The sequence below is a fragment of the Candidatus Polarisedimenticolia bacterium genome (assembly GCA_036001465.1).
Taxonomy (GTDB): Bacteria; Acidobacteriota; Polarisedimenticolia; order Gp22-AA2; family Gp22-AA2; genus Gp22-AA3.
This window is the reverse complement of record DASYUH010000037.1, coordinates 70905-94984: the sequence shown is the minus strand read 5'-3', so window position 1 is coordinate 94984 and position 24080 is coordinate 70905. Positions and strand designations below refer to the sequence as shown.

General features: G+C 69.5%; 20 protein-coding genes and 1 tRNA gene. 6 read left to right on the top strand and 15 right to left on the bottom strand.

What is annotated here, in order from left to right:
* Positions 1-150 precede the first annotated feature (150 nt).
* Positions 151-363 (bottom strand): hypothetical protein, encoded by a 213-nt coding sequence (locus VGV60_07685; protein ID HEV8701136.1) that lies wholly within the window; start codon positions 361-363, stop codon positions 151-153.
* A 394-nt stretch (positions 364-757) separates the two neighbouring features.
* On the opposite strand from VGV60_07685, the gene VGV60_07680 reads away from it, so the two are divergent.
* Positions 758-851: transfer RNA gene (locus tag VGV60_07680), tRNA-Ser, on the top strand.
* Between the two features lie 29 nt (positions 852-880).
* Positions 881-2665: a DUF885 domain-containing protein gene (locus VGV60_07675; protein ID HEV8701135.1), complete on the top strand. Its 1785-nt coding sequence runs from the start codon at positions 881-883 to the stop codon at positions 2663-2665.
* Positions 2666-2702: 37 nt separating this feature from the next.
* On the opposite strand, the gene VGV60_07670 is transcribed toward VGV60_07675, so the two are convergent.
* Both VGV60_07670 and VGV60_07665 read right to left on the bottom strand, forming a co-directional pair.
* Positions 2703-4319 (bottom strand): Ppx/GppA phosphatase family protein, encoded by a 1617-nt coding sequence (locus VGV60_07670; protein ID HEV8701134.1) that lies wholly within the window; start codon positions 4317-4319, stop codon positions 2703-2705.
* Positions 4316-5194 (bottom strand): CHAD domain-containing protein, encoded by an 879-nt coding sequence (locus tag VGV60_07665; GenBank protein HEV8701133.1) that lies wholly within the window; start codon positions 5192-5194, stop codon positions 4316-4318. Before VGV60_07665 ends, VGV60_07670 begins: the two co-directional genes overlap by 4 nt.
* A 171-nt stretch (positions 5195-5365) precedes the next feature.
* On the opposite strand from VGV60_07665, the gene tmk reads away from it, so the two are divergent.
* Genes tmk through sixA form a run of 3 tightly spaced genes read left to right on the top strand, consistent with a single transcriptional unit; the run spans position 5366 to position 7411 of the window.
* Entirely contained in the window at positions 5366-6046 is a 681-nt protein-coding gene (gene tmk / locus VGV60_07660; GenBank protein ID HEV8701132.1) for a dTMP kinase, read from the top strand.
* Positions 6043-6885, top strand: a complete 843-nt coding sequence (locus tag VGV60_07655) for a thymidylate kinase (GenBank protein ID HEV8701131.1) — start codon at positions 6043-6045, stop codon at positions 6883-6885. The genes tmk and VGV60_07655 overlap by 4 nt, the downstream gene beginning before the upstream one ends.
* Before the next feature lie 22 nt (positions 6886-6907).
* Positions 6908-7411 carry a phosphohistidine phosphatase SixA gene (sixA, locus tag VGV60_07650; protein HEV8701130.1) on the top strand — a complete coding sequence of 168 codons (504 nt, stop codon included), beginning with the start codon at positions 6908-6910 and terminating at the stop codon, positions 7409-7411.
* Between the two features lie 48 nt (positions 7412-7459).
* Here sixA and phoU read toward each other — a convergent pair whose 3' ends face one another.
* The 9 genes from phoU to VGV60_07605 all read right to left on the bottom strand — a co-directional run bounded on the left by phoU (position 7460) and on the right by VGV60_07605 (position 17913).
* Positions 7460-8152 (bottom strand): phosphate signaling complex protein PhoU, encoded by a 693-nt coding sequence (phoU, locus tag VGV60_07645; protein HEV8701129.1) that lies wholly within the window; start codon positions 8150-8152, stop codon positions 7460-7462.
* Positions 8149-8949, bottom strand: coding sequence for a phosphate ABC transporter ATP-binding protein PstB (pstB, locus tag VGV60_07640; protein HEV8701128.1), 801 nt, complete (start codon positions 8947-8949; stop codon positions 8149-8151). Before pstB ends, phoU begins: the two co-directional genes overlap by 4 nt.
* Positions 8950-8957: 8 nt before the next feature.
* Positions 8958-9896 (bottom strand): phosphate ABC transporter permease PstA, encoded by a 939-nt coding sequence (gene pstA / locus VGV60_07635; GenBank protein HEV8701127.1) that lies wholly within the window; start codon positions 9894-9896, stop codon positions 8958-8960.
* On the bottom strand, positions 9893-10888 hold the full coding sequence (pstC, locus tag VGV60_07630) for a phosphate ABC transporter permease subunit PstC (protein HEV8701126.1): 996 nt from the start codon (positions 10886-10888) through the stop codon (positions 9893-9895). Before pstC ends, pstA begins: the two co-directional genes overlap by 4 nt.
* 103 nt (positions 10889-10991) lie before the next feature.
* The gene (locus VGV60_07625) at positions 10992-11894 is read right to left on the bottom strand and encodes a PstS family phosphate ABC transporter substrate-binding protein (GenBank protein HEV8701125.1); all 903 of its coding nucleotides are present in this window, start codon (positions 11892-11894) and stop codon (positions 10992-10994) included.
* A 98-nt stretch (positions 11895-11992) separates the two neighbouring features.
* On the bottom strand, positions 11993-13159 hold the full coding sequence (locus VGV60_07620; GenBank protein ID HEV8701124.1) for a porin: 1167 nt from the start codon (positions 13157-13159) through the stop codon (positions 11993-11995).
* A gap of 157 nt (positions 13160-13316) precedes the next feature.
* Positions 13317-14849: an ATP-binding protein gene (locus VGV60_07615; GenBank protein HEV8701123.1), complete on the bottom strand. Its 1533-nt coding sequence runs from the start codon at positions 14847-14849 to the stop codon at positions 13317-13319.
* A 240-nt stretch (positions 14850-15089) separates the two neighbouring features.
* Positions 15090-15788 (bottom strand): response regulator transcription factor, encoded by a 699-nt coding sequence (locus tag VGV60_07610; GenBank protein ID HEV8701122.1) that lies wholly within the window; start codon positions 15786-15788, stop codon positions 15090-15092.
* Positions 15789-15927: 139 nt separating this feature from the next.
* Positions 15928-17913 carry a hypothetical protein gene (locus VGV60_07605; GenBank protein HEV8701121.1) on the bottom strand — a complete coding sequence of 662 codons (1986 nt, stop codon included), beginning with the start codon at positions 17911-17913 and terminating at the stop codon, positions 15928-15930.
* 115 nt (positions 17914-18028) lie between these two features.
* Here VGV60_07605 and VGV60_07600 point away from each other — a divergent pair, with 115 nt between their 5' ends.
* The gene (locus tag VGV60_07600; protein HEV8701120.1) at positions 18029-19123 is read left to right on the top strand and encodes a DUF4388 domain-containing protein; all 1095 of its coding nucleotides are present in this window, start codon (positions 18029-18031) and stop codon (positions 19121-19123) included.
* 13 nt (positions 19124-19136) lie between these two features.
* Here VGV60_07600 and VGV60_07595 read toward each other — a convergent pair whose 3' ends face one another.
* The 3 genes from VGV60_07595 to VGV60_07585 are packed head-to-tail and all read right to left on the bottom strand — an operon-like array spanning position 19137 to position 24065.
* A complete protein-coding gene (locus VGV60_07595; protein ID HEV8701119.1) occupies positions 19137-20786 on the bottom strand; it encodes a response regulator in 1650 nt (549 codons plus the stop codon).
* A gap of 7 nt (positions 20787-20793) precedes the next feature.
* Positions 20794-22704: an ATP-binding protein gene (locus VGV60_07590; GenBank protein ID HEV8701118.1), complete on the bottom strand. Its 1911-nt coding sequence runs from the start codon at positions 22702-22704 to the stop codon at positions 20794-20796.
* A 38-nt stretch (positions 22705-22742) separates the two neighbouring features.
* Complete coding sequence (locus VGV60_07585) at positions 22743-24065, bottom strand: hypothetical protein (protein ID HEV8701117.1); 1323 nt, start codon at positions 24063-24065, stop codon at positions 22743-22745.
* Positions 24066-24080: the final 15 nt, after the last annotated feature.

The following is a 24080-nucleotide window of genomic DNA, read 5'->3' as shown; positions in this document are numbered from 1 at the left end:
TTTTGGGCCACTTCGGGGGAGTAACCGATGAAGTGTGAATATGACGGTGATTTCAGCAAGAGTGACCGGAAGGCCATTTATGACGTCAACACCCATGGGTGGCACGTGCAGATCGTCTTGCCGGACGGCGCGAACCCCGGCTGGGCTTACTCAATTGGGCTCTTCCACACCTTCGGGCACCCGGAGATTCTTGTTTTCGGGCTCGATGGCGACTTGATGCACCAGCTCATCAATCACGTGGGGCGGGAAGCGCGCGATGGTCATCGATTCCAGCCCGAACGGGAGTACGGAGACATTATCGAGAAATACAGGTGCACCTTCCGACTTGTGCACGCCTCGTGGTACCAGCACATCCTCTGCCATGCGACATGGTTCTACAAGGGTTGGGCGTTCCCCACGTTGCAGCTTATTTGGCCCGACACGGCGCAGCGATATCCCTGGGACCCGGACTTCGAGGCAAGGTTCCTCGGTGATCAGCCTCTTCTGTTCCACGCGAGCCCTGAAGAAGCCCGAGCCATTCAGTTACTCGGGTCCCTTGGCCGCAGACCCGCGGAGCCAAGATGAACCTGTGGCCCGATGACCGGCTCGAGTTGACGGCGCGAGGGAGGCCGGCGGCGTCTTGGAGTTCAGGCACGCGCGCAGCGGCCTAGCCGGATGAGAGGGCTCGGGCCGTGTCGCTCGGCGCGTGTCCCTCGGCACAGCTCATGCGTAACGGCTCGCTGGCGCTCGCCGCGGGGGCGATGATAAAGTGATGCGCGGAGAGGTACCGAAGTGGTCGCAACGGGCCCGCCTCGAAAGCGGGTTGGGGCCTAAACCGTCCCACGTGGGTTCGAATCCCACCCTCTCCGCCAGCTCCCCTCCCGATCGAGAGGACGACGGCATGATCGAGGCGGCGCGACCCCGGTCCCTCTTTCCCGGGGGGATCCCCGCCTCGGCGCAGGGGGCCGATCGCGCCTTCTACGTCATCGCCGATCGCTATCTCGCCGAGTCCATGCGGGCCTACCCCTCGACCGCGACCGTGATCGGTCTCCACGATCACGACGGCCTCCTGGACGATCTGTCGGCGGGAGGGATCGCCTCGAAGGTCGACCTGGCGCGGCGGTTCCGGTCGGAGCTCATGGCCGTCGATCCGGGGCGGCTGTCGGTCAGCGCCCGCATCGACTATCAGCTCGTCCGAAACGACGTCGAGGCGTCGCTGTTCTCCCTGACGGAGCTGCGGCCGCATGCGCGCAATCCGCAGAGCTACGAGGACCTCCTGGGGACCTCGACGCTCTACCTGACGCTCCTCGAGCCGGAATCGCCCCTGTGGCCGGAGCGCCTGGGGGCGCTCCTGTCGCGCATGCGGCAGATCCCGCGCTTCCTCGAGACCGCCAGGGCCAACCTCGACAACCCGCCGCGGGTGACGACCGAAATGGTGCTCGACACGCATGCCGGCAACATCGCCTTCTTCGAGCGGACGGCGCCTCCCCTGTTTCCCCGGGCCCCGGCGATCCGCGAGGAGCTGGAGCGCGAAAACGCCCGTGTCCTCCGGGCGCTCAGGAGCTTCCAGGAGTGGCTCCGAAGCGATCTCCTGCCGCGGTCGAACGGCGACTGGCGGCTCGGGCGGGACCTCTGGACGCGGAAGCTGAGGCACACGCTCCAGTCCGATCTGTCGCCGGACGAGATCCTGCATCGGGCCGAGGCGCAGATCGAGTCCGACCGCCGGCTCATGCTGGAGGTCGCCCGGCCGCTCCACCGGGCGCTCCATCCCGGCCACCGGCACGAGGAACGCGGGGATGACCTGATCAATCCGGTCGTTCGGGAGGTCCTGGACGAGGTCTGCACGAGACACTCCACCCGCGAGACGCTGTTCCGGGACACCCTGCGGGCGATCGAGCGGATCAAGGGGTTCATCCGGGCCCGCGGACTTCTCACGCTCCCTCCCGACCGCGACAACTTCGTCGTCGAGCCGACGCCCGGCTTCCTGGACGGCCTGGCGGTGGCGTTCTTCAACCCGCCGCCGATCCTCGAGCCGGAGCTGAAGAAGTCGTTCTGGATCTCCTCGGTGCCGCGCGGCGGCTCGCCCGAGAAAGACCGGGCCGCGGAAGAGTCCTTCCTGCGCGAGTACAACCACTACGCCCTGCAGGGACTGACCATCCACGAGGCCTTCCCCGGTCACTACGTGCAGTACTGGTACGCCCTGGGGTCCCCCTTCGCGACGGTATACAAGAAGATCTTCTCGTCCGGCACGTTCGCCGAGGGGTGGGCCGTCGAGGCCGAGAGGATGATGTTCGAGCAGGGCTACGCCGAGGGGGAGCCGGAGAACCTGCTCATCCACATCAAGCAGCGGCTGCGCGTCCCGCTCAACGCCGTCCTCGACGCGGCGCTGCACACCGGCGCCATGACCGACGAGGAGGCGGACCGCTTCGGTCTCGATCTCCTGCAGCGGCTGGGGTTTCAGGAAGAGGCGGAGGCGCGCGGCAAGCTGCGGCGCGCCAAGGTGTCGTCCACGCAGCTGAGCACCTACTTCGTCGGCTCGCTGGAGCTGTCGGACATCTTGCGCGAGGCGCGGCTGCGCGAGGGGGACCGCTTCGATCTGCGCGCCTATAACGAGCGCCTGCTCTCGTTCGGCTCCATCCCGCCGCGCGACGTCCGGGCGCTCCTGCAATCCGACCCGCGGCACTGAGGTCGGCGCGCGCGGGTGGCCCCTGCCCTTCATCCGTTCAGGCCGAGAGGCGGCGGACCAGCCGGAGCTTCGTGGACGAGGCGCGGGCGCGACCGGCCGACCGGGGGCGAACGGACGCCCCGGCGCGCGCGGTCACGAACGCGATGTCGCGATCGAAGACCTTGCGGAACAGGTTCGATTTCTCCTCGGCGGCGTGCAGCTCGACCCCCAGGTCGAAGCTCGACAGGGCGGCGAAGCGCGCGCGGCTCTTCATCACCCGGCAGCGGATCTCCTTCAGGCGCTGCGAGTGGCGCCGGTCCAGCGCGTCGGCGATGCGCAGGACGGCGGCCAGTTGGCTGACCAGGCGGCGATCGTCCCGGCCGAGGGCCGCCCAGGCCCGGTGCTTCTTCCTGGGGCCGGCGCGGCGGTGGTAGCGCGCCACCAGGGCGACGATCTCGCGCTCGCGCGGCGTGAACCCGTCGAGCGGGGCGTGGGCGATCAGCCGGTAGGTGTGCCGGTGGTGGCCGCGGAACCCGACGACGTAGCCGACGTCGTGCAGAAGCGCCGCGGCGGACAGGAGGTCGCGCCCGCTCGGGTCGAGCCCGAGCCGTGCGGCGACCTGGTCGAAGATCGACACGGCGAGCCGCTGAACCTGAAAGCCGTGCGCCTCCTCGAAGCGCAGCGAGCGCGCGAAGGCCTCCGCCGACGCCAGGCGCTGCGGGCGGGAGGGCGGGGACGCGGTGCGGAAGCGCCGCGCGATCATCCGGCCCAGAAGAGCGTGGCGGATCCCCTGGGCGCTCACCCGCAGCACGTTGACGCGCAGGTGGGCCATCAGCTCGTAGAGAATGGTCACGCCGGCGATGATGATGTCGGCGCGATCGGGCGAGAGCCCCGGCATCGCCCGGCGCTCGGCCAGGCCACGGCGGAGCAGCGCCTGGTGCAGGTGCAGGAGCTCCGCCTGCGTCATCTCGAAGCCCTGGACCGGCCGGCCGGCGAGCCCCTGCCGGGACATCGCCATCTGGGCCACCGCGGCGGCGGTGCCGCCCGACGCGATCAGGAACTGCGGTGGCGGATCGGCCTCCATGCGGGAGGCCTCGATGCGCCGGCGGACCTCCCGTCGCATCGCCTTGAACTCCCGCCGCCTGACCGGGTCCGACCGCAGGAAGTCCTCCGTCAGGGCCACCGACCCGAGGCGCAGCGAGTGGACCTGCTGGATGTGGCTGCCCAGGGCGAGGATCACCTCGGAGCTGCCGCCGCCGACGTCGGCCACGGCGCAGGGGCGGTCCGCGAGGTCGAAGCTGCGCGTCGCGCTCTCGAACGCCAGCTCGGCCTCCTCCTCCTCCGAGATGACGCGCACGCGCACCCCCGTCTCGGCCCGGACCCGGTCCACGAACTGCCGGCGATTGGCGGCGTTCCGGATGGCGCTCGTCGCGACGACCACCAGGCGCTCGACGCCCCGCGCTCGGGCGATTTCCGCCATCCTCTTGAGCGCCGCCACGGCGCGCCGCATCGCCTCGCGGGTCAGCCGCCCCTGCCGGGTCAGTCCGGCTGCCAGCCGGGCCATCTCGCGCTCGTCGTCCAGGACGCGCCACGCCCCATCCGGCAGGGCCTCGACGATCAGCGAGCGAATCGTGTTGGAGCCGATGTCCACGACGCCGAGAACGGCCGGTTTCATGCCGCCGTCCTCCGGGCCCCGCTCACGCCGGCGGGACGGAAGCGCGCCAGCCGGCGCTGCACCTTCGCCGCCTGGCGGCCGCGCAGGCGGACGAGCCGGCGCGGGAAGGCCGAGGCGGCCGGAACGCGCGCGGCGCCGCGCACCCATTCGATGAGGATGTCGAGATCGTGCAGGCGGCCGAGCTCGCGCTGCAGTGCCCGGGCCCTGTGGATCGACGGTTGCAGCGCGGGGGCGCCGGCTTCCGAAAGGACCTCGAGCACGTACCGATAGCGCTTGATGGCGATGCGCAGCCGGTGCATCGATTCAGGGTCGCCGTCTCCTGCCAGCCTGGCGGCGCGCGCCACGGCTTCGACGCGGTCTGGCAGGGCCGCCGCGGTCGGCGTGGCGCGGCCTCCCGGTCGCCCGGCCGGAGCGACGGAGCGCTCGGGACGCTCGGAGAGTGCCTGGAGGAGCGTGTGGATTCTCTTCCTGATCCCGGGAAGAAGCCGGAGGTCCCTGCGCCCCTGGCGGGCCGGACGATCGAGGCGACGGACGAGGGCGGTCACGAGCCGACTCTCGTCGCCGTCCTGAGGCACGCGGAGCCGGCGCAGAAGGGTCCGGAGGACCCGGGCGTTCCGCGCCTGCCCCAGCTGCCGCCGGATCCGGCGCGCGCGCCGATCGAGCCGTCGCAGCGGCCGCTCGGGGAGCCGGGGGCCGAAGACCTCCAGGGCGGCCTGCAGCCGGCGCGTGGCGACGCGCAGGTCGTGGATCGACGCGTCGCTCCCCCGCCGCGACACCCGCCGCCGGGCCTCGACGACGTCCGCGCCGCGCGCCGCGAGAATCTGCCGGGCGAGGTCGGCTCCTCCATCGGGGGCCCGGTCTCCGCGTCGATTCATGTCCTTCGGGCCGGCCATCCGCCGCATGGGTGGATCATACCGAAAATCCAGGAGTTATCCTCCCGCACTCCCGTGGATTTGATCCCCCGTCACGCTCTTGTCACACTTTTGTCACACAGGACCGGGGTAGACCTCGTATACTCGGACATCTTCAACATGGCAGGAGAGCGCGTGCCGCCCAGCAGTCGCTTGCTCAGACGTGGCAAGCTCATCGTGGTCGAAGGGATTGACGGCTCGGGCAAGAGCACGCAGATCAAGCTATTGCACAAGTGGCTCGAGGCGCGCGGGCATCAGGTTGTATTCACCGAGTGGAACTCGTCGGACCTCGTCCGGCAGGCGACCAAGCGCGGCAAGAAAAAGAACCTCCTCACGCCGACCACCTTCAGCCTCCTGCACGCCACCGATTTCGCCGACCGGCTCACGTACCGGATCATCCCGTATCTGAAGGCGGGGACCACGGTCCTGGCGGACCGGTACATCTATACCGCGTTCGCGCGCGACATTTCCCGCGGCGTCGATCCGCGCTGGGTCCGCGATCTCTATTCCTTCGCCGTGAAGCCGGACGCCGCATTCTACTTCCGGGTGCCCATCGACGTGGCGGTCGACCGGATCCTGGGCACGCGCGCCAAGATCAAGTTCTACGAGGCCGGCATGGACCTGGGCCTGAGCCCGGACCCGGTCGAGAGCTTCCGCCTGTTCCAGGGGCGCGTCATCGAGGAGTACGATCGGATGACCGGCGAGTACGGCTTCAAGGTGATCGACGGCACCCGCAGCATCGACAGCCAGCAGCAACAGGTGAGATCCATCGTGGCCCGGCTCTACAACGAGTCGAGCCTGGCGGAGGCATCATGAGACCCGGCAAGGAAGCGGCGAGGTACCTGGGCCACGGCCTCGCCTACACAGGCATCGAGGATCTGAAGGGGACCCTGATCACCATCGAGGGGACCGACGGCGTCGGGCGCTCGACCCAGGTGGGTCTCCTGAAGGAATGGCTGGAGGTGCAGGGGTACGGCGTCATCGAGACCGGCTGGACGCGCTCGGAGCTGATGTCGGAGACGATCGGGGCGGCCAAGGCCGGCCACAACCTGGACCGCCTCACCTTCACCCTGCTGTACGCCACCGATTTCGCCGATCGCCTGGAGAAGATCGTCCTGCCGGCTCTGCGCTCCGGGTTCGTGGTCCTGGCCGACCGGTACGTGTTCACGGCGTTCGCCCGCAGCATCGTGCGCGGAGCGGACCCGGCCTGGATCCGGAACGTGTTCGGCTTCGCGCTCGTCCCGGACCTGACCCTCTATCTCAAGATCGACGCCGACACCCTGGTCCCCCGCATCCTGCGCACCCGCGGCATCGATTACTGGGAAGCCGGGATGGACATGCATCTCGGGACCGATCTGTACGAGTCGTTCCGCAAGTACCAGTGGCGGCTCATCCGCGAATACAACAGGATGGCGCGCGAGTTCGACTTCATCACCGTGGACGCCACGCTCGGCATCGAGGAGATCCAGGCGCGCATGCGCCGCCCGGTGCAGGCGCTTCTGGACGACCGCCGGATGCGGGCCCTCTCCACCAGCCTGGATCGCCTGCGCCCGCTCCTGTTTGAGGCCGAGGAAGACAGTCCGGTCGAGTCCGTCGTCCATCCCGATACCGGCGAGGCGCCGGCCCGCGCGGCGCGGGCGCCCGGCCGGGACTGATTCCCGTCGACTCGCGGCCGCGATGCAGGTCTACCTGCTCCGTCACGCCATCGCCGAGCCCCGCGATCCGGAGCAGTACCCGGTGGACGCCGACCGGCCCCTCACCGGGACGGGCGCCCGCAGGATGGCGCGCGCCGCGCGCGGGCTGCGCGCGCTCGGTCTGCGCCTCGATCTGGTCCTGAGCTCCCCCCTTGTGCGCGCGCGCCAGACGGCCCGCATCGTCGTTCCCTTGTTCCGTCCCCGGCCGCCCCTGCGCGCCCTGCGTCCCCTGTCGCCCGGGGGCGGGTCCGGGGGGGTCTTCGCCGCGCTGTCGCAGGTCCCAGCCGACGCGGCGGTCCTGCTGGTCGGCCACGAGCCGGATCTGGGGCGCCTGGCGGCGGCGATGCTCCTCGATCCACGCGCCGACCTGCCGATCGAGTTCAAGAAGGGGGGGCTCTGCCGGATCGACTTCGAGGGCGTGCCTCGTCCCGGCGCGGGACGACTGGTCTTCCATATGCCGCCGCGCATCCTGCGCCGGCTCGGCTAGAAAACGGTCCCTTGCTGGAGGGAAGAACCGGACCCTGAAACCTCCAAGCTACGGGGCGCTCCCCCCGCTCTCCTGCGCGCCAGGATGCCGGACGTCACGCCCCTCGCACATGAAGATGACCATCTGGGCGATGTTGGTGCCGTGATCGGCGACGCGCTCGAGGTATTTGGCGATGAAGGTGATGCGCAGCGCCCGGCTGATGTTCTTCGGCTCTTCGATCATGTACGTCAGAAGCTCGCGGAACAGCTGCATGTTCAGCTCGTCCACCGCCTGATCCGCCTGCAAGACCTCGCGCGCCAGCGCGGGCTCGCGCTTCACGAAGGCGTCCAGTGCCTTGCTGACCATCGCCGAGGCCGCGGACGCCATGCGCGGGATGTCGATGTACGGCTTGAGGGGGGGCTCCTCGCTCAGCTCGATCGAGCGCTCGGCGATGTTGACCGCCAGGTCGCCGATGCGCTCGAGGTCGGTGACAATCTTGAGAGCCGTCGCGATGAACCTGAGGTCCGAGGCGGCCGGCTGGCGGAGCGCCAGGAGGCTGAGGCACAGGTGGTCGATCTCCAGCTCTCCCGAATCCACCGCCCGGTCGGCGCCGATGACGCGCCGCGCCAGGTCCGGCTTGCGATCGAGAAGGGACTTCATCGCCGAGGCGATCATCTCCTCGACCTTGCCCCCCAGGAGCAGGACCTTTTCCTTCAGGACCTGCAGCTCCTGCTCGTAGTGCCGGCTGGTGTGCTGCGTCATCCGAACCGCCCCGTGATGTAGTCCTCGGTCCGCCGATCGGCCGGCGTGGTGAAGATTCTCTCCGTGTCGTCCACCTCGACGAGCTGGCCGTTCAGCAGGAACGCCGTCCTGTCCGAAACCCGCGCCGCCTGTTGCATGTTGTGCGTGACGATGACGACGGTGTAGCGCTCGCGCAGCTCCTCGATGAGCTCCTCGATGCGCGCGGTCGAGATCGGGTCGAGGGCGGAGCACGGCTCGTCCATCAGGATCATCTCCGGATCGACCGCCAGCACGCGCGCCAGGCAGAGTCGCTGCTGCTGGCCACCGGAGAGCTCCAGGGCCGAGGTGGACAGGCGGTCCTTGACCTCGTCCCACAGGGCTGCCTGGTTGAGGCTCCGCTCGACCACCTGATCCAGGTCCGCCGACCGGACGACGCCATGGATGCGCGGGCCGAAGGCGACGTTCTCGAAGATCGACTTCGGGAACGGGTTCGGCTTCTGGAAGAGCATCCCGACCCGGCGCCTCAGGTCGACCAGGTCGATCCCGGGCTCGTAGACGTCCCGGCCGTCGATGGCGACCCGGCCTTCCACCTTCACTTCTGTGCCGATCTCGGCGATGCGGTTGATCGACTTGATGAGCGTCGATTTGCCGCATCCCGAGGGGCCGATGATGGCGGTCACGCGCTTCTCGGGGACGTCGAGCGTGATGCCGTTCAGGGCCTGGCGACCGGGGTAGGAGAAGCTCACGTCCCGAAACGCCACCTTGGCCGGATCGGCCCCCGCCCGCGCCTGTCGCGACGGGCGCGGTGCCGCCACCATGGCGGGCCTCACCGGGTCTCCAGTCCCCTGCGGTAACGGACGCGCAGGGAAATGGCCGCCAGGTTCAGAACAAATGTCAGTCCCACGAGTACCAGCGTGGTGCCGTACTGGATCGGCCGGGTCAGAGCGGCGTCGGTGCTCTGGGTCGCCATGATGAAGATATGGTACGAGAGTTCCATGAACTGGTCGAGCGGGTTCACCATCGGGATCGACAGTTCCGTGAACGGGATCGACAGATGGACGATCGGCAGGCGCGGCAGGAAGTAGGCGCAGCCGGTGAACAGGATCGGCGCCGTCTCCCCCGCCCCGCGGCTGATCGACAGGATGGAACCGGTCAGGATGCCAGCCCGGGCCTGCGGCAGCACGACCCGGCTGACCGTCTGCCAGCGCGTCGCTCCGAGGGCGAAGGAGGCCTCGCGGTGGCTCCGCGGCACGGCGGTGAGCGCCTCCGCGGTGTTGACTATGATCACCGGCAGCACCAGGACCGCCAGGGTGGCGGCGGCCCAGAGCATCGCCGGCTGGCCGAACAGGAGCGCCCCTCCGCGCACGCCGTCGATCGACCGCCCTACGAAAAGAATGAAGAACCCGACCCCGAACAGCCCGAAGACGATCGAAGGAACTCCGGCCAGGTTGTTCACCGAGGCGCGGATGACCCGGGCCAGGCCGGAGGCGCCGGCATACTCCACCATGTAGATGGCGGCGCAGACCCCGAGCGGCAGCGCCATGACGATCATCAGCAGGGTGATGCAGATCGTCCCGAAGATCGCCGGGAAGATGCCGCCGTGCGTCATCCCTTCCGTCGGCGCGGACGCCAGGAATTCCCAGGAGACGACGCCGATACCGCCCCGGACGATCGAGCCGATCAGCAGGACCGTGGCCAGGAGCACCGCCAGGGCGATGCCGCGCAGCAGCGCCAGGGCGATCGTCTCGATGAGCCGGCGCTTCACAGGGCCAGCCGCTTGCGCATGCGCGCGACCGCGATCTCGGCCACCAGGTTGATCAGGAAGGTGATGGTGAACAGGATTGACCCGACCAGGAAGAGGGCGCGGTACTGCTCCCCTCCCTGCGGCACGGCCCCCAGCTCGGCGGCGATCGTCGCCGTCATCGTCCGCACGCTGTCGAACGGGTTGAGGGTGACCTGGGCGGCATTGCCGGTCGCCATCAGGACGATCATCGTTTCCCCCAGGGCCCGCCCCATCCCGAGCAGGATCGCGGCCACCAGCCCCGATGCCCCCGCGGGGACCACGACGCGCGTGATGGTCTCCCAGCGGTTGGCGCCCAGGGCGTGCGCCCCCTCGCGCAGGTACGCCGGCACGGCGCGCAGGGCATCGTCGGTCATGGTGGCGATCACGGGGACGATGACGAGCGACACACCGATCGCCCCGACCATCGCATTCAGCCGGAATGTGGTGTGCAGCGTGTTCTGCAGCAGGGTTGCCAGGGTCGCCAGGCAGAAGAAGCCGATGACGACCGATGGCACGCCGGCCAGGAGCTCGATGGACGGCTTGATGACCTCACGGGTCCGCTTGCCGGCGACCTCGGCCAGGTAGACCCCGCAGGCCACACCGAACAGAGTGGCGATCATTGTGGCCGGCAGGGCGACCAGAAAGCTTCCCAGGAGCAGCGGGACGAGCGAGTACTTGGGGTTCTGGCCGACCGGCTGCCACATCATGACGGTCTGCGGCACGTTGTCGAAGTCGAGCTCCCGTCCCTGGAGGAAATGGGATGCAGGAATCGTCCGGAACGCCTGGATCCCCTCCTTGAACAGGAACAGGAAGATCAGGGAAATGGCGGCGATCGCGACGAAGCCGTTCACCAGCAGGAACGACTCGATGAGGAACTCCATGAGCCGGCCGCGCCGGCGCCGTGGCGCGGGACCCGCCTCCTCCCGGCGCGGGGCGGCGTGGACCGGCTCTTCGATCTCCGGACTGGCGGACACGCGATCCTCCCGGAGGTCCATGGACAGATGAATGGGGACGGACCCGTTCCTGCCGGGTTCCGTCCCCGTGCCGCTGCTCTTCAATTCCAGCCCCGAGCCGCGATCAATTCGCGGCGGTCCGCTCCGATCCGGCATGCCCCGGCATCGGGACGTACTCGATCTTCTCGACGATCTGCTGCCCCACGGGACCGAGGATCCAGTCGAGGTACGCCTTGGCCGCCCCCTTCGGCTGGCCGGCTGAATAGACGTACAGGTAGCGCGAGATCGGGTAGGTCTGGCTCCAGACGACCTCGAAATTGATCTTCCCGCCGGTGAGCAGCGGGGAGATCGGCTCGCTCTTGTCGTCCTTCGCGATCTTCAGAATCCTGAGTTTCGGATTGTCGGCGAAGTATGCCACACCGCCGAAGCCGATGCCCGCGGCGTCCTTGGACACCGCCTCCGCGACGGCGCTGGTCCCCGGCATGGTCTGCGCGTCGGCGGCGTAGTCCCGGTTGTTCAGGACGTGCTCTTTGAAGAAGACATAGGTCCCGCTGTTCGATTCGCGAGTGTATCGAAGAATCCTCTTGTCGGGACCGCCGACCTGCTTCCAGTTGTTGATGTAGCCGGTGTAGATCTTGCCGATCTGCTGCATGGTCAGGTGATTGATCGGGTTGTCGGCGTTGACCACCACCGCCAGGGCGTCCATCGCCGTCTTGAATTCGATGACGTCGGAGCCGTTCTTCTTCGCCGCCTCCTTCTCCTCCGCCTTGATCGGTCGGCTGGAGTTCGCCAGGGTGGTGGTGCCGTTGATGAGTGCGGCGATGCCGGTGCCCGAGCCGCCGCCGGTCACCTGGATGGTGACGTCCTTGTTCGCCTTCATGTACTCCTCGGCCCATCGCTGTCCCAGGATCACCATCGTATCCGAGCCCTTGACCGTGATCGTCTCAGCCGCCAGGAGCGGCCCCGCCAGGCCTGCCGCGCCCATCGTCCAGGCCGCGGCGACGGCCAGAATTCTTCGCGTGTTCATCCGGTTTCTCCTTTGTCTGTTCTCTTGTTCAGTTTCGTCCAGCTCGGCATCCATTCGGTGACGGCTGTGTGACGGTTGTGTGACGGCCGGCCGGAGCCTCAGAACACCACCTGCAGTTGGGCGCGGAACTGGTTCGTCTTCTCGTCCGTCGCCGAGGCCTCGTTCTTGATCTGCCCGTAATCCGCCTGGAACTTCAGCTCGTGCTTGCTGAAGTAGTAGCCGAAGCCGATCCGAGACTCGGTCTGGACGTTGTCATCCACGTCGGTGTCCGGATCGAGCTCGCTCCAGCGCGCGGCGATCTCGACCTTGCGCGGCACCAGGAAAAAGCCGACCTGGGCGATGGCGCCCGACGAGTCGACATCGGGCGCGGTGCCGGCCTGCTCCTGCGTGCGGGCGTAGTAGTCCGCCAGGACGAACAGCCGCTTGAGCTTGAAGGCGAAGAACCCTTCCAGGGTGTCCTGCGACAGCTCCTCGGCGGTCTTGAGCAGGCTCGCCTCGGTGGTGCTCAGCATGTACGAGGCGCCGATCGTCCACAGCGGCTTTTCGGGGTGGTCCACCGACGACTCGGAGAGCTTGTACTCGCCCATCGGGTCCCAATGGACGCGGCCGACGTACATGTAGCCCGTATTGTCGTTGGCGGTCACGTTGCGGGCGTTTCCGTTGAACACCCCCGCCTCGTATCCGAACTTCTTGGCGTACGAGGTTCCCCAGAGCATCGCCCCCTGCTGCCGCGACGGCGCGAACGACTCGGAGGCGATCGAGCGATCCACGAACTCCTGGTCTCCCGAGGAGGTCAGCTCCTGGATGCCGAGCGGGGCCTTGAACTGCCCCAGGCGCACCGAGGTCCATGGGTGACGGGTCAGGTCGAAATAGAGGTCCCGCAGGTCGGGGCCGCGCTTGTTCGACAGGGAGACGGTCGCTGGGACGGTCCCCGGCACCGCGACGCTCGTCGCAGTGGTGTACGTCTGGCCGGTGAAGTCGTACTGCACCTTGTACTTCAGCCACGGGTAGAAGGCGAAGCCGTCCAGGCGCAGGCGCGTGCGTGGCAGGTTGAAGGCGCCGTTGTCGTCGGTCAGCGAGTTCTCGTCGGTCATCGTGTAGGTGTAGCGGAACTGCGTGCGGGTGGAGATCTTCAGCTCGAAATTCGAGGTCCTGAAGAAGAACCCCTTGTCGTAGCCCCACTGGTTCTGATCCTGCGCCAGGGCGGGTGCGGCCGCAGCGGCCAGGAGCAGGCCCAGGAGCGCTCCCGCAGTTCGTGTTCGCATCGTCTGGTCCCTCCGGTTCGAGCCCGGCGGCCCCCATGGCGCCAGGATCGCCCCGAGGATGTCGCGAACAGGTCACGAGAACTCGTCCATCCCGTGACAGTCCGGTGACGAACCGCCCGCAGAATGGCGATGGCATGACAGGTTGGTGAGGAACGCTTCAGGCAGCCGGGAAGGAAAGGTGGAACGTCGTCCCCGAGCCGGGAAGGCTCTCGACCTCGATGGCCCCCCCCATCGCCAGGGTGAGGTGCTTGGCGATGGCCAGGCCCAGCCCGGTGCCTCCCTCGCGGCGGCCGCGGGCGCGGTCGACGCGGTAGAAGCGCTCGAAGATCCGGCCGATGTCCTCCGGGGGGATGCCGACTCCGTTGTCCTTGATCGACACGATCACCCGACCCGGCGCGGGCCGGGCCGACACGTCGATACGCCCCCCCTCGGGCGTGAACTTGACCGCGTTGTCCAGGAGGTTGATCAGGATCTGCGCCAGACGATCCCGATCGGCCTGGACCCGCGGGAGGTCGCCGGGAACATCCACCGTCACGGTGTGCCGCCTGCCCGCGGCGGCGGGGCGGGTGACCGCCTCGGCCTGGGAGACGACGTCGCGCAGCGAGACGGGGGCGAGCGAGATGCGCGCCTGGTTCTGCTCGACCGCCGCCAGGTCGAGCAGATCCTCGATGAGGGCGCGCAGCCTCTCGGCATGGCGGTGGATCACCTGGACGAACCCGGCCGCCGCCTCGGCATCGCGCAGTCCGCCGTCCCGCAGCGTCTCGGCATATCCCTTGATCGCTGTGAGTGGAGTGCGCAGCTCGTGCGACACGTTGGCGACGAACTCGCTCCGCACGCGCTCCAGCCGCTTCAGCTCGGTCACGTCGTGGAACACGGCGACCGCCCCGATGGTCCTCCCCGACTCCAGGATGGCGGCGAGACTGGCTTGGATCACCTTGTCCTGCGCGCCGCCCAGGGCGATTTCGCGGGTCAGGGCACCATCCGCCAGCAGGGCCGCCTCGATGGCCTCCTGCAGCGCCGGCACGCGCGCGGTCTCGAGCGGCAGGCTCCCTTCGACGGGAAGAAGCGCGTCGAAAATCCTCCGGAAGGCCTCGTTGGCCACGAGGATCCGACCGGTCGGGTCGGTCAGGACGACCCCCTCGACCATCCCCTCGAGCACGGTGCGCAGCTGGCTCCTCTCCCGCTCCAGGAGGACGAGGCGATGCTCGAGCTCCTCGGCCATGCGGTTGAGCGAGCGCGCCAGCACGGTGATCTCGTCGGCGCCGCCGGCCGCGGCCCGGACGCCCGTCCGTCCGTCGGCGAACTCCGAGGCGGTGCGCGACATCGCCTCGATGCGCCGGGCCGGGTTCCGGGCGACGAGCCAGCCGAGCGCCGCTGCCGCCAGGATCGAGACGATAGCCCCCAGGATGATCGGCGTCCGGATCTCCTCCTGGGCCTCGTGCACCGAAGTGAGGGGCACGGCCAGGCGGACGACGCCGCGCGCGGGATCCCCGGGGTCGATCCGTGCGGCCAGGTACAGGAGGTCGGCGGCCAGGGTGCTGCTGCGACGCACCGCGCGCCCGACGCCGGAGCGCATCGCCTCCCTGATCTCGGATCGGCCGGCGTGGTTCTCGACTCCCCTCAGCCCGGCGGCGTCGAGCTCGGTGTCGCCGAGGACCGTGCCGCCCGCATCGATGACGGTGATGCGCACTCCGAGGTCCCGCCCGAGGCGGTCCGCCAGCCGATCGGCGGCCTCACCCGGATCGGGCTCCGAGCGCAGGAGGTCCCCCGCGAGGCGGGCCTCCCGCGCGAGCTTCGAGGCAATCTGATCGACGACGCGCCTCTCGACGGCACGATTGAGGAGAACGCCCGCGATGAGGGAGGACAGCCCCGCGACCGCGACGAACGAGAGCGTGAGACGGTGCTGGATTCTCAGGGAATCATCCTTGCTTCAGTCGTCGGCCCGGTGGCCGGCGGGCCGGAAACGGTAGCCCACGCCGCGCACCGTCTCGATCCACTCGCCGACCGGGCCCAGCTTGGCGCGCAGGCGCTTCATGTGGGTGTCGACCGTGCGGGTCTCCACCTCGCCGCCATAGCCCCAGACATCCGACAGGAGCTGGTCGCGGCTGTAGGCCCGGCCGGGGCGCCGCGCCAGACGGTGCAGCAGCTTGAACTCGGTGGCGGTGAGAGTGATCTCCCGGTTCTTCAGGCGGACGATGTGGGCCCCGACGTCGATGACCAGCGGATCGTGGACGATGCGCTCGCCGGGGGTCTCCTTGTCGTCGCGCCTGAGGATCGCCTGCACGCGCAGCACCAGCTCGCGCGGCGAGAACGGCTTGACGACGTAGTCGTCAGCGCCCAGCTCGAAGCCGACGACGCGATCGACCTCCTCGCCGCGCGCCGTCAGCATGAGGATCGGGATGGCCCGCGTCTTCTCGTCCTGCTTCAGGGCCCGGGCCACCTCGGACCCCGGCATCACCGGCAGCATGAGGTCGAGGACGATGAGGTCGGGGTGCTCGCGGCCGGCGATCTCCACGGCCTGCCGGCCGTCCGATGCCGACACCACGCGGTAACCCGCCTGCGCCAGGTTGTAGCGCAGAAGCTCGACGATGTCCCGCTCGTCGTCCACCACCAGAATCGTCTGCGGCATGTTGCGGCGTCCCCGTGATGCCTGCCGGGCGGGGCGATTATAGTCTCCGGCACCTCGCCGGAAGCGGCCCGCAGTCAGGGTGTGACGGTTCGGTGCGCGCCGGAAGGCGTTCCGGTGACGATCGCGTGACGAGAGGCCCTTACTCCCGCATCAGGAAGATCAGCGGGCGGACGTCCTCCTCGCCGGTCGTCCATTCCCAGTAGCGCAGCAGGATCCGGTAGACCATGATGCCGATCTCCCCCTCGCCCCACACGAGATAGCGGAGCGCCTGCACCATCTGGTTCTCGCCGGTGAGGCTGAGGAACAGACGGATCGGATCGAGCAGCTCGCTGACATAGGCGATGGTGTTGGCGATCGACACCGCGCCGTAGACGTGGATGACGAAGTCCTCCCCGGCCTGGGTCACCTTGATGCGCAGGGGCGCCAGGAACTCGCTGCGATCGTCGAGAAAATGGATGTGCAGGAAGGCGAGCGGGCCGGTCACGGCGTAGTGCCGGCGGAGGTCGGCCGCCTTGCGCTCCTTGGCGGCGGCCAGCCGCGAGCGCACCGGGACGAGGTTCACCTTCTTGCCGGTCATGGCGCTCCAGCGGGCCGCCGACTCGTCGTCCACGAAGCGGATCTCCGACACGCGCAGCTCGGTCGAGCGCAGCCACCGGCTCACCGCCCCGATGACCATGATCCCCAGGATGAAGACGCTGGCGATGATCACGCCGTCCGGACGGCTGATGACGTTGTCGATGAAGGTGAAGGTGAACACGGCCGTGACCACCCAGAAGAACAGGCAGAGGCCGAGGGTGCGCGCTCGCGCCACGCCCCTCCCGCCGTGGCGGAACTCTTTCCAGAGGGTCAGGGCCACCGCGACCGCCGCCGAGAGGATCAGGGCCAGGACGCCGGTGGCATAGGCGCCGGCCTGCGCCTCCACCCTGGCGCCGAAGATCAGGGTCACCACGACGCTCACCACGAACAGGATCAGGACGAGCGGCCGCCGGTACTCGGTCCACTGCGGCGCCATGCCGAAACGCGGCAGGTAGCGCGGGAGCAGGTTGAGGAGCCCCGCCATGGCCGAGGCCCCGGCGAACCACAGGATGGCGATGGTCCACAGGTCGTAGAGCGTCCCGAAGCCGCTCCCCAGGAGCCCGTGGGCCAGGTAGGCGATGGCGCGCCCGGACGCCGGGCCCCCCTGGTCGTACGCCTCGGCCGGGATCAGGAGCGTGGTGACCACGCTCGACAGCAGCAGCATGCCGCACATGATCAGGGCCGCCGCGAGAAGCAGGCGGCGCGTGGCGTGGATCCGCCCGTGCGGCACGGCGGAGGTCGCGTCTTCTGCGCCGCCCTGGACGAGCGGCATGACCGACACGCCGGTCTCGAAGCCGGAGAGACCGAGGGCCAGCCGCGGAAAGACCAGGGCCGCGGCGAGAAACAGCGCCGTCCCGTCTCCGTGCACCGCCAGATCGGCGCGCCAGGCGCCGACGACCTCCGGCCGCATCACGATCTCCGCGAGGCCGCGCAGGAGCACGACCAGGTTCAGGCCGATGTACGGGACGGCGACGACCATCGCGACCCGGATCGCCTCCCTGAATCCGATGATGAAAACGGTCGCCAGGAGCAGGAGGAGCGCGAGGGTCAGTGAGAGGCGGTGCTCGCCGAGAAACGGGTGCAGGAGCGGGTTCTCGACCGCGTGCTGCGCGGCGTCGGCCGCGGACAGCGTCATGGTGATCACGAAGTCGGTGGCCGCGAAGCCCAGCAGGGCCAGGACGAAGATCTTGCCGGACCATTCGGGGAGGAGCGCTTCGAGCATGGCGATCGACCCCTGCCCGGCGTACGAGCGGCGCGCCACCTCGGCGTACACCGGCACCGCGCCCAGGAGGGTCACCAGCACCAGGATGGATGTCGCCGCCGGCGCCAGCGCGCCGGCGGCCAGAAGCGCGATCCCCGGCTGATAGCCGAGCGTCGAGAAGTAGTCCACCCCGGTCAGCCACAGGACCTTGTACCAGGGATGCGCCGCGCCGCCGTTCGGCTTCGGCTCGGACAGGCGCTCCCCCGCCGTCATCCAGCGGCCGATCGCCGTGCGCGGCGGCGTGGTGCGGGGCGCGGGCAGGAGGGGAATGGTCGATTCGACCGCCATCGAGTCCTTTCGTCAGCCGCCGATTATAGGGGCCAGGAGCCTGTCCGAGTATCGGGCCGGCCGGGCCGCCCCGAAAATCGTGCTAGGATGCCGCAGTTCTTCCTCGGGTTCACCCATGAGCGCGCCGGTCCTCTCGGGAGATCTGCGGGCCTTTCCGCTTCCCGATATCCTGCTGATGATCAGCACCAACCACAAGAGCGGCATCCTGCGCTGCCTGCAGCCCGGAGCCACGAAATCCGTCGAGTGGGAGGACGGCGAGATCGTCTTCGCGCGCTCGAGCATGCCCGGGGATCGCCTCGGGGCCTTCCTCCTGGCCCGCGGCGCGGTCAGCGCGGCGCAGATCCAGCAGGCGTCGCCGATGGTCGGGACGCCGGATCGCCTCGGCAAGGCGCTCATCCGGATCGGGGCCCTGACCCCGTCCGAGATGTGGAACGCCGTGCAGGGCCAGATCAAGGAGATCGTCTACTCCCTGTTCCACTGGAGGGAGGGACAGTTCGAGTTCCGGGAAGGCCCCCCTGCCAGCGAGAAGATCGCCCTCGACATCAACGTCATGAATCTCATCATGGAAGGCACGCGCCGCCTGGACGAGTGGTCCCGCGTCAAGGAGAAGATCCAGAACGACCGTGTGGTCCTCGCACCTCTGAAGTCGACCGCCGAGATGGCGCGCTCCTTGAGCCTGTCCGACTTCGAGACGGTGGTCCTGTCGCTGGTGGACGGACGGCGCACGGTCCGCGACATCGTCGTCATGGCCCGCCGGGGCGAGTTCGAGACCTGGCAGGCCCTGCACGTCCTGCTGTCGGCCGGGCTCGTCCGCATCCAGCTCCTGGCGCTCGATCCGGCCAAGGCCCGTCACGAGGCGCCGCAGTCGGACGACGAGGCCCTGGATCGGACGATCGGGCAGTACGGCGGCGCCATCTCCATGCTCCTGGAGCGGGCCTCGGCCACCGCTCCCGGGGACCTGCCCCGCCTGCGCAAGCTCCTGCGCGATGCGTCGTTCGACAAGGCCGAGCTCCTGAAGGAGATCGCCGTCGATCCCGAGGGCCGGATCGATCGGCGCATCCTGCTCGCCAACGTCGCCGACTACCCGCCGGGTCAGCGGGCCCGCCTCCTGCAGGGGGCGCTCGAAAGGCTGCTGCGCCTCCTGATCGACAATCTGCGGGACAGGATTCCGGTCGACGACATCTCGGTGGCGCTCGGTCCCGCGGAGTGAACGCCGGGAGCGTCTACCTGGCGCGCGCCATCAGGGCGCGGGCGATCTCGAAGCGCGCGCGGCCGGCCGGCATGTCCTTGATCAGCTGCAGCAGCGCCTCGCGGTCCGCCCCGGGCAGATCGAGGCCTAGCCCGGTCGCCGCGGCCACGTCCTCGGCCACTTCCTCGTAGAGCGCCAGGGGATCGACGGGCCCCCCTGCCGGCCAGTCGAAGGCGGCGCACACCGGCTGCAGTTCGGGCGGGGCCGGCAGGCGTGGCGCCATGAGGACCAGCATCGATCGCGCCGTCTCCAGATCCATCACCATCTCGCGCAGGAGCCTGACCACCGCCTTGTCCTCCAGACAGGAACGGAAGTCGGCGAAGACATAGAGCCCGTTCCCCTTGTGGCGGCGAATGAACTCGAGCGCGCGCCCGGGCTCGCGGTAGATGTCCCCCATCGACTGCCCGTTCTCCTTCACCAGGCCCTTCCCCACCGACCAGACGCAGAACTCCCTCTGCAGCGAGGTGGCCAGCCGGCGGAGCGCGGCGGTCGCCCCCTTCTCCTCCCAGGTCTGAAGGCAGACGATCGGCACCTGCATGCGGAGCTTTCCCGTATCGAAGCGGGCCGCCGTGCGGAAGATGCTCTCCAGGGCGGGCGGGATGTCGGGGACCGTCTCCTCATGATGGGGCGGGTCCGCTGCCGCCGGGACCCTCGCCGGCTGGTGATTCTCCTCCGCGACGTGCGACACGGCGCCCGCGGGATGCGACGCGGGCGCCGGTGCGGCATGGGCCTGCGGCGGCGCGGAGGCCCGAGCTGCGGCCGGAGCATGCGGCGCGGGCGCAGGAGCGACCGCCGGAGCGCGCGGCGCCGGGGCCGGGGTTGCGGCCGGAGCGCGGGGAGGGATGTCGGGCGGGTGTGGCGCTTCGACCAGGTGCGGGGCCTGTCCCGCGCGGGCCGCCGCCGCGGGCTTCGGCACGGCACGCAGCCCCTGGCCGGACGCAGGGCGCAGCGGTGCGGCCTGCGGAGGCGGCGCCGGGGACGCGGGCGCTTCCGGGGACTGTACAGCGGGCGGCTTCGGCGCGGGGCGCAGGGTGGCGGCCGTAGCCGGCGCCACCGCGATCGGCGCGGGGGCCGGGCGCGCGGCGCCCGGGGACGGCGGGACCACCGGGGTGTCGTTGCCCGTCAGCTCCCCGTTCCAGGCGTCGAAATCGGGCAGCGGCTCGGAGACCGGGGGCGCGGGCTTCGCGGCGGCGGAGGGGGCGGCGCTCGGCTGAACGGCACCCGGAGCATGGCCGGCTCCGCGCGCCGCCCGCGCGGCGGCCATCGCCTTGTTGATCTCGGACTCGATGACCTCGAGATCGTCGAACGGCTTGAGAATGACGCTCCGGGCGCCGAGCTTCCGGGAGGTTTCGACGCTTTCCGGGGTGGCGTTGGCCGTCATGACCAGGATCTCGGGCTTGAAGTTGATCTTCTTCATGTCGGCCATCAGCTCGAGTCCCGTGAAGCCCGGCATGTGGATGTCGGTCAGGACGACGTCCACCCGGTTTGCCGCGAAGTGCTTGACCGCCTCCGGCCCGCTCCCGGCAACGAAAAGCAGGATGTCCTGCCGCCCCGCCAGCAGCTCGGTCAGGAGGTTCCGGATGTTCGGGTCGTCGTCGATGACCAGCACGTTGCAGACGTCCATGGTCTCCTCAGCGCAGGTTGATGACCCGCACGCGCTTCTCCCGGGGCGGAGCCGGCTCCGGCGCCGCGGCGGAGCCGGCCGTCGGCTGGGCCAGCGGGATCCTGATGGTGAAGGTGGTCCCCTCGCCGATTCGGCTCTCGACCCCGATCTCCCCCTTGTGCTCCTTGACGATGCCGTACGAGACCGACAGGCCGAGCCCGGTCCCCTTGCCGACCGGCTTGGTGGTGAAGAATGGATCGAAGATCTTGCTCACGACGTCCGGCGGGATGCCGCTGCCCGTGTCCGCCACGCGGATGCGGGCCGTCCCCGCGACCGGAGCGTCGGTGAGCACGGTGATCGTGCCTCCCCCCTTCCCCTCCATGGCGTCCCCCGCGTTCATGCACAGGTTGAGGAGGACCTGCTCCATCTGGTTGGCGTTGCCCATGACCTGCAGGGGCCGCTCGCACAGGCGGGCCTCGACCCTGACGTTCTTCATCATCAGCTGGTGCGTCACGAGCCTCACGGTGTCGGAGACGACCGCGTTGAGGTCGATGACGCTCATCTCGGCGGTCTCCTGGCGCGCGAAGCGCAGGAGGTTCTTCAGGATTTCGAGAGAGCGCTCGGTCTCCTTGTCGATGGTGCGGAAGTACTGGGCCAGCGGGTGATCGTGCGGCACCTTCCTCTGCCCCATCTGGGCGTACCCTTTGATCGACGTGAGCGGGTTCTTGACCTCGTGCGCGATCCCGGCCCCGAGCTGCCCCAGGGCGCTCATCTTCTCCGACTCCATGAGACGCAGGTTGGCTTCCTTGAGCGCCTTTTCGCGCGCCGACAGCTCCTCGGTCATGCGCTGGAAGCGCATGGCGAGCGCGGCGATTTCGCCCCCCCCGGCGGTCGCGACCTGCACCTGGAACTGGCCCTGGCCGATCTGCTCGGTGGCGCGCGTCAGCGCGACGAGGGAGCGCGTGAGCGAGGAGGCGAACAGGAACACCAGGGCGAGCGCGCCCAGGCCGACGATTCCGGCGATCACGAGCGAGCGGGTCACCAGGCGGCGGGCCGCCTCGAACGCCCGCGCCTTCGGAATCTGCACGATCGTCCACAGCCCCAGGTCGCCGACCGGGGCGTAGGCCGCGAGCATCGGCACCCCGGCCGCTGCGTACTCGCGCGTGCCGGCGGTCGTGGCCTTGACCGGGAGCAGGTCGGTGAAGCCGGGCGCCCCGGCGCCGGGCTGCCCGCCCGGCAGGTCGCGGCCCTCCGCGACGGCGACCAGCGGCTTGCCGCCCTGATCCGTGACGTAGATCTCGAAGAGCTTCGACTCGCCGCCCGTCGCGTAGAGCCGGTTGAGCGGGAATTCCGCCACCAGGACCGGGCCTCGCGCGTCCGCCGGCGCGCCCGCATCGGCTGCGCCCGCGTCCGGCGCCGTCCCGGGTGACGCCGGGGCGCGCACCGCCAGCGTGACGGTCGGCAGCTTCGCCGACAGGCCGAGGCGGGCCACGACCGGCCGCTCGGCCCCCACGCCGTTTCCGGACGCCAGGGCGGCCCGGTAGGCGGCGTGGATCGTCTCCACCGAGAGCCCCGCGTCGCCGAGCGCCCGAGACAGGAACACGTTCCGCAGCGCGCCGTCGTTCTCCATGACGCTGAACAGGAGGAACTCGGGATACTGCCGCAGCATGGCCGACAGCATGCCGCGCCGGTCGGTCCCCTCCGGCACGGGCAGGCGCGCCGCCTCGGCGAAGATGCGCATCTTCTCCGTCAGGTGGCGCACGTTCGCCTGGATCTCGTCGGAGATGCGGATGGCGCGCGAGGCGTTGAGGTCGAAGATGTAGGAGGACTTGTCCTGCTGGAACAGCAGGACCGCCTGGCTCGCCACCATGCCGATCGACACGGCGATGATGACGAACATGGCGATCATGAGCTTGGCCCGCAGCCCCAGCCTGCTCATCGCTCCTGCGCGCCCCCCCGCACCGTTCCCCGCACGCTTCAGTTCCCGATCGCGGCGGTCGCCCGCTTCGATCCCTTGTAGGTGATGAGCCTCTTGCCGTACTCCGAGTTGCCGGCCGGATCCATCGCTTCGACGGTGACCAGGTTCACCCCTTCCTTCAGCACGAGGGGAAACACGAAGGTGCCGTCCGCAGCGACCTTGACCTTCTGCCCGTTGACCCTGACGCGCGCCTCCCGCTCGGTGCGCCCCTTGAGCTCCACGCTCGGCGTCGGCGAGACGAACATCTCCGGCGGCGACAGGATCGACAGCGGCGGCGGCGATTCGTCGAAGACCGCCTTGACCGATCGGACCGCGCTGTACGGTCCGGCGAAGCCGTCTTCGTCCTGCGCGCGGACGCGCCAGTAGTACGTCCCGGGCTGCTGGACGCGCACCCGGAAGGACGTGCCCGCGACCTTTTCGTCGGCGAAGACCCGCTTGAACGACGGCTCCGTCGCCACGATCAGGCGGTAGGCGCGCGCGCGGTCGGCCGCGCTCCACCTCAATTCAACCTGGGGCATCCGCTTGGCGAACGCGTAGGTCGCTCCGTCGTCGGGGAAGATTGGATTGGGGCTCCCCGGCAGGAGGCGGGGCGCGAGGATTCCCTGGTCCGTGACCCGCGTCACCATCTTCTCCTTCAGGACGACCTCGCCGCCGCGCGGACCCTGGATCCGGAGCGACCCGGCGAGCGCCGACACGCTGGTGGTCTGATCGGGCATGGTGCGCAGCGCCACACGTGTCGTCCCGCCCGACGCGCCCGGGCGGATGGTGATCTGCCGCCTGGCGGCCGCCACCTGGATGGCCTTCGCCTGCTCGGAGGCCGGTTTCGACGCCAGGCTGTCCAGGAAGTCGCTCGACAGGAGCGCCAGGGAGATCTCCGACTCCCCCGCGCGCCCGGAGCGGGGCTTGATGATGACCAGGGCGTTCTGGTCCACCTCGAGCTGATCGTCCGGGCCGAACGCGATGGTGGCCGACGACCGATCGAAGGTGCGCACGGCGTCGTCCTCGTACAGAGGCATCGGCTGCCTGGCGTCCTCCCAGGCGAGGTCGGCGGCCCGCCTGGCCTTGACCGACCGCTCGATGCCCACCAGGGTCGCGACGGCGCCGGCGGGGGCCGGGGGCGGCCCCGGCTCGGGCTCGCCCGTCAGGACCGGCGGCGGCAGCTCGGCCGGGGTCGGAGTCTCCGCCGGCGCCGGGAGGGGGGCCTTCCCGGGAGGGTGCAGCCCGGGCAGGAGGTCCCGGTACAGGTAGAGCCCTCCCGCGAGCGCCGCCAGAACCAGCACGATCAGAAGAAACCGGACGCCCTTCCTTGCTCCCTCTCCCACGTCAGCCTCGCGGCC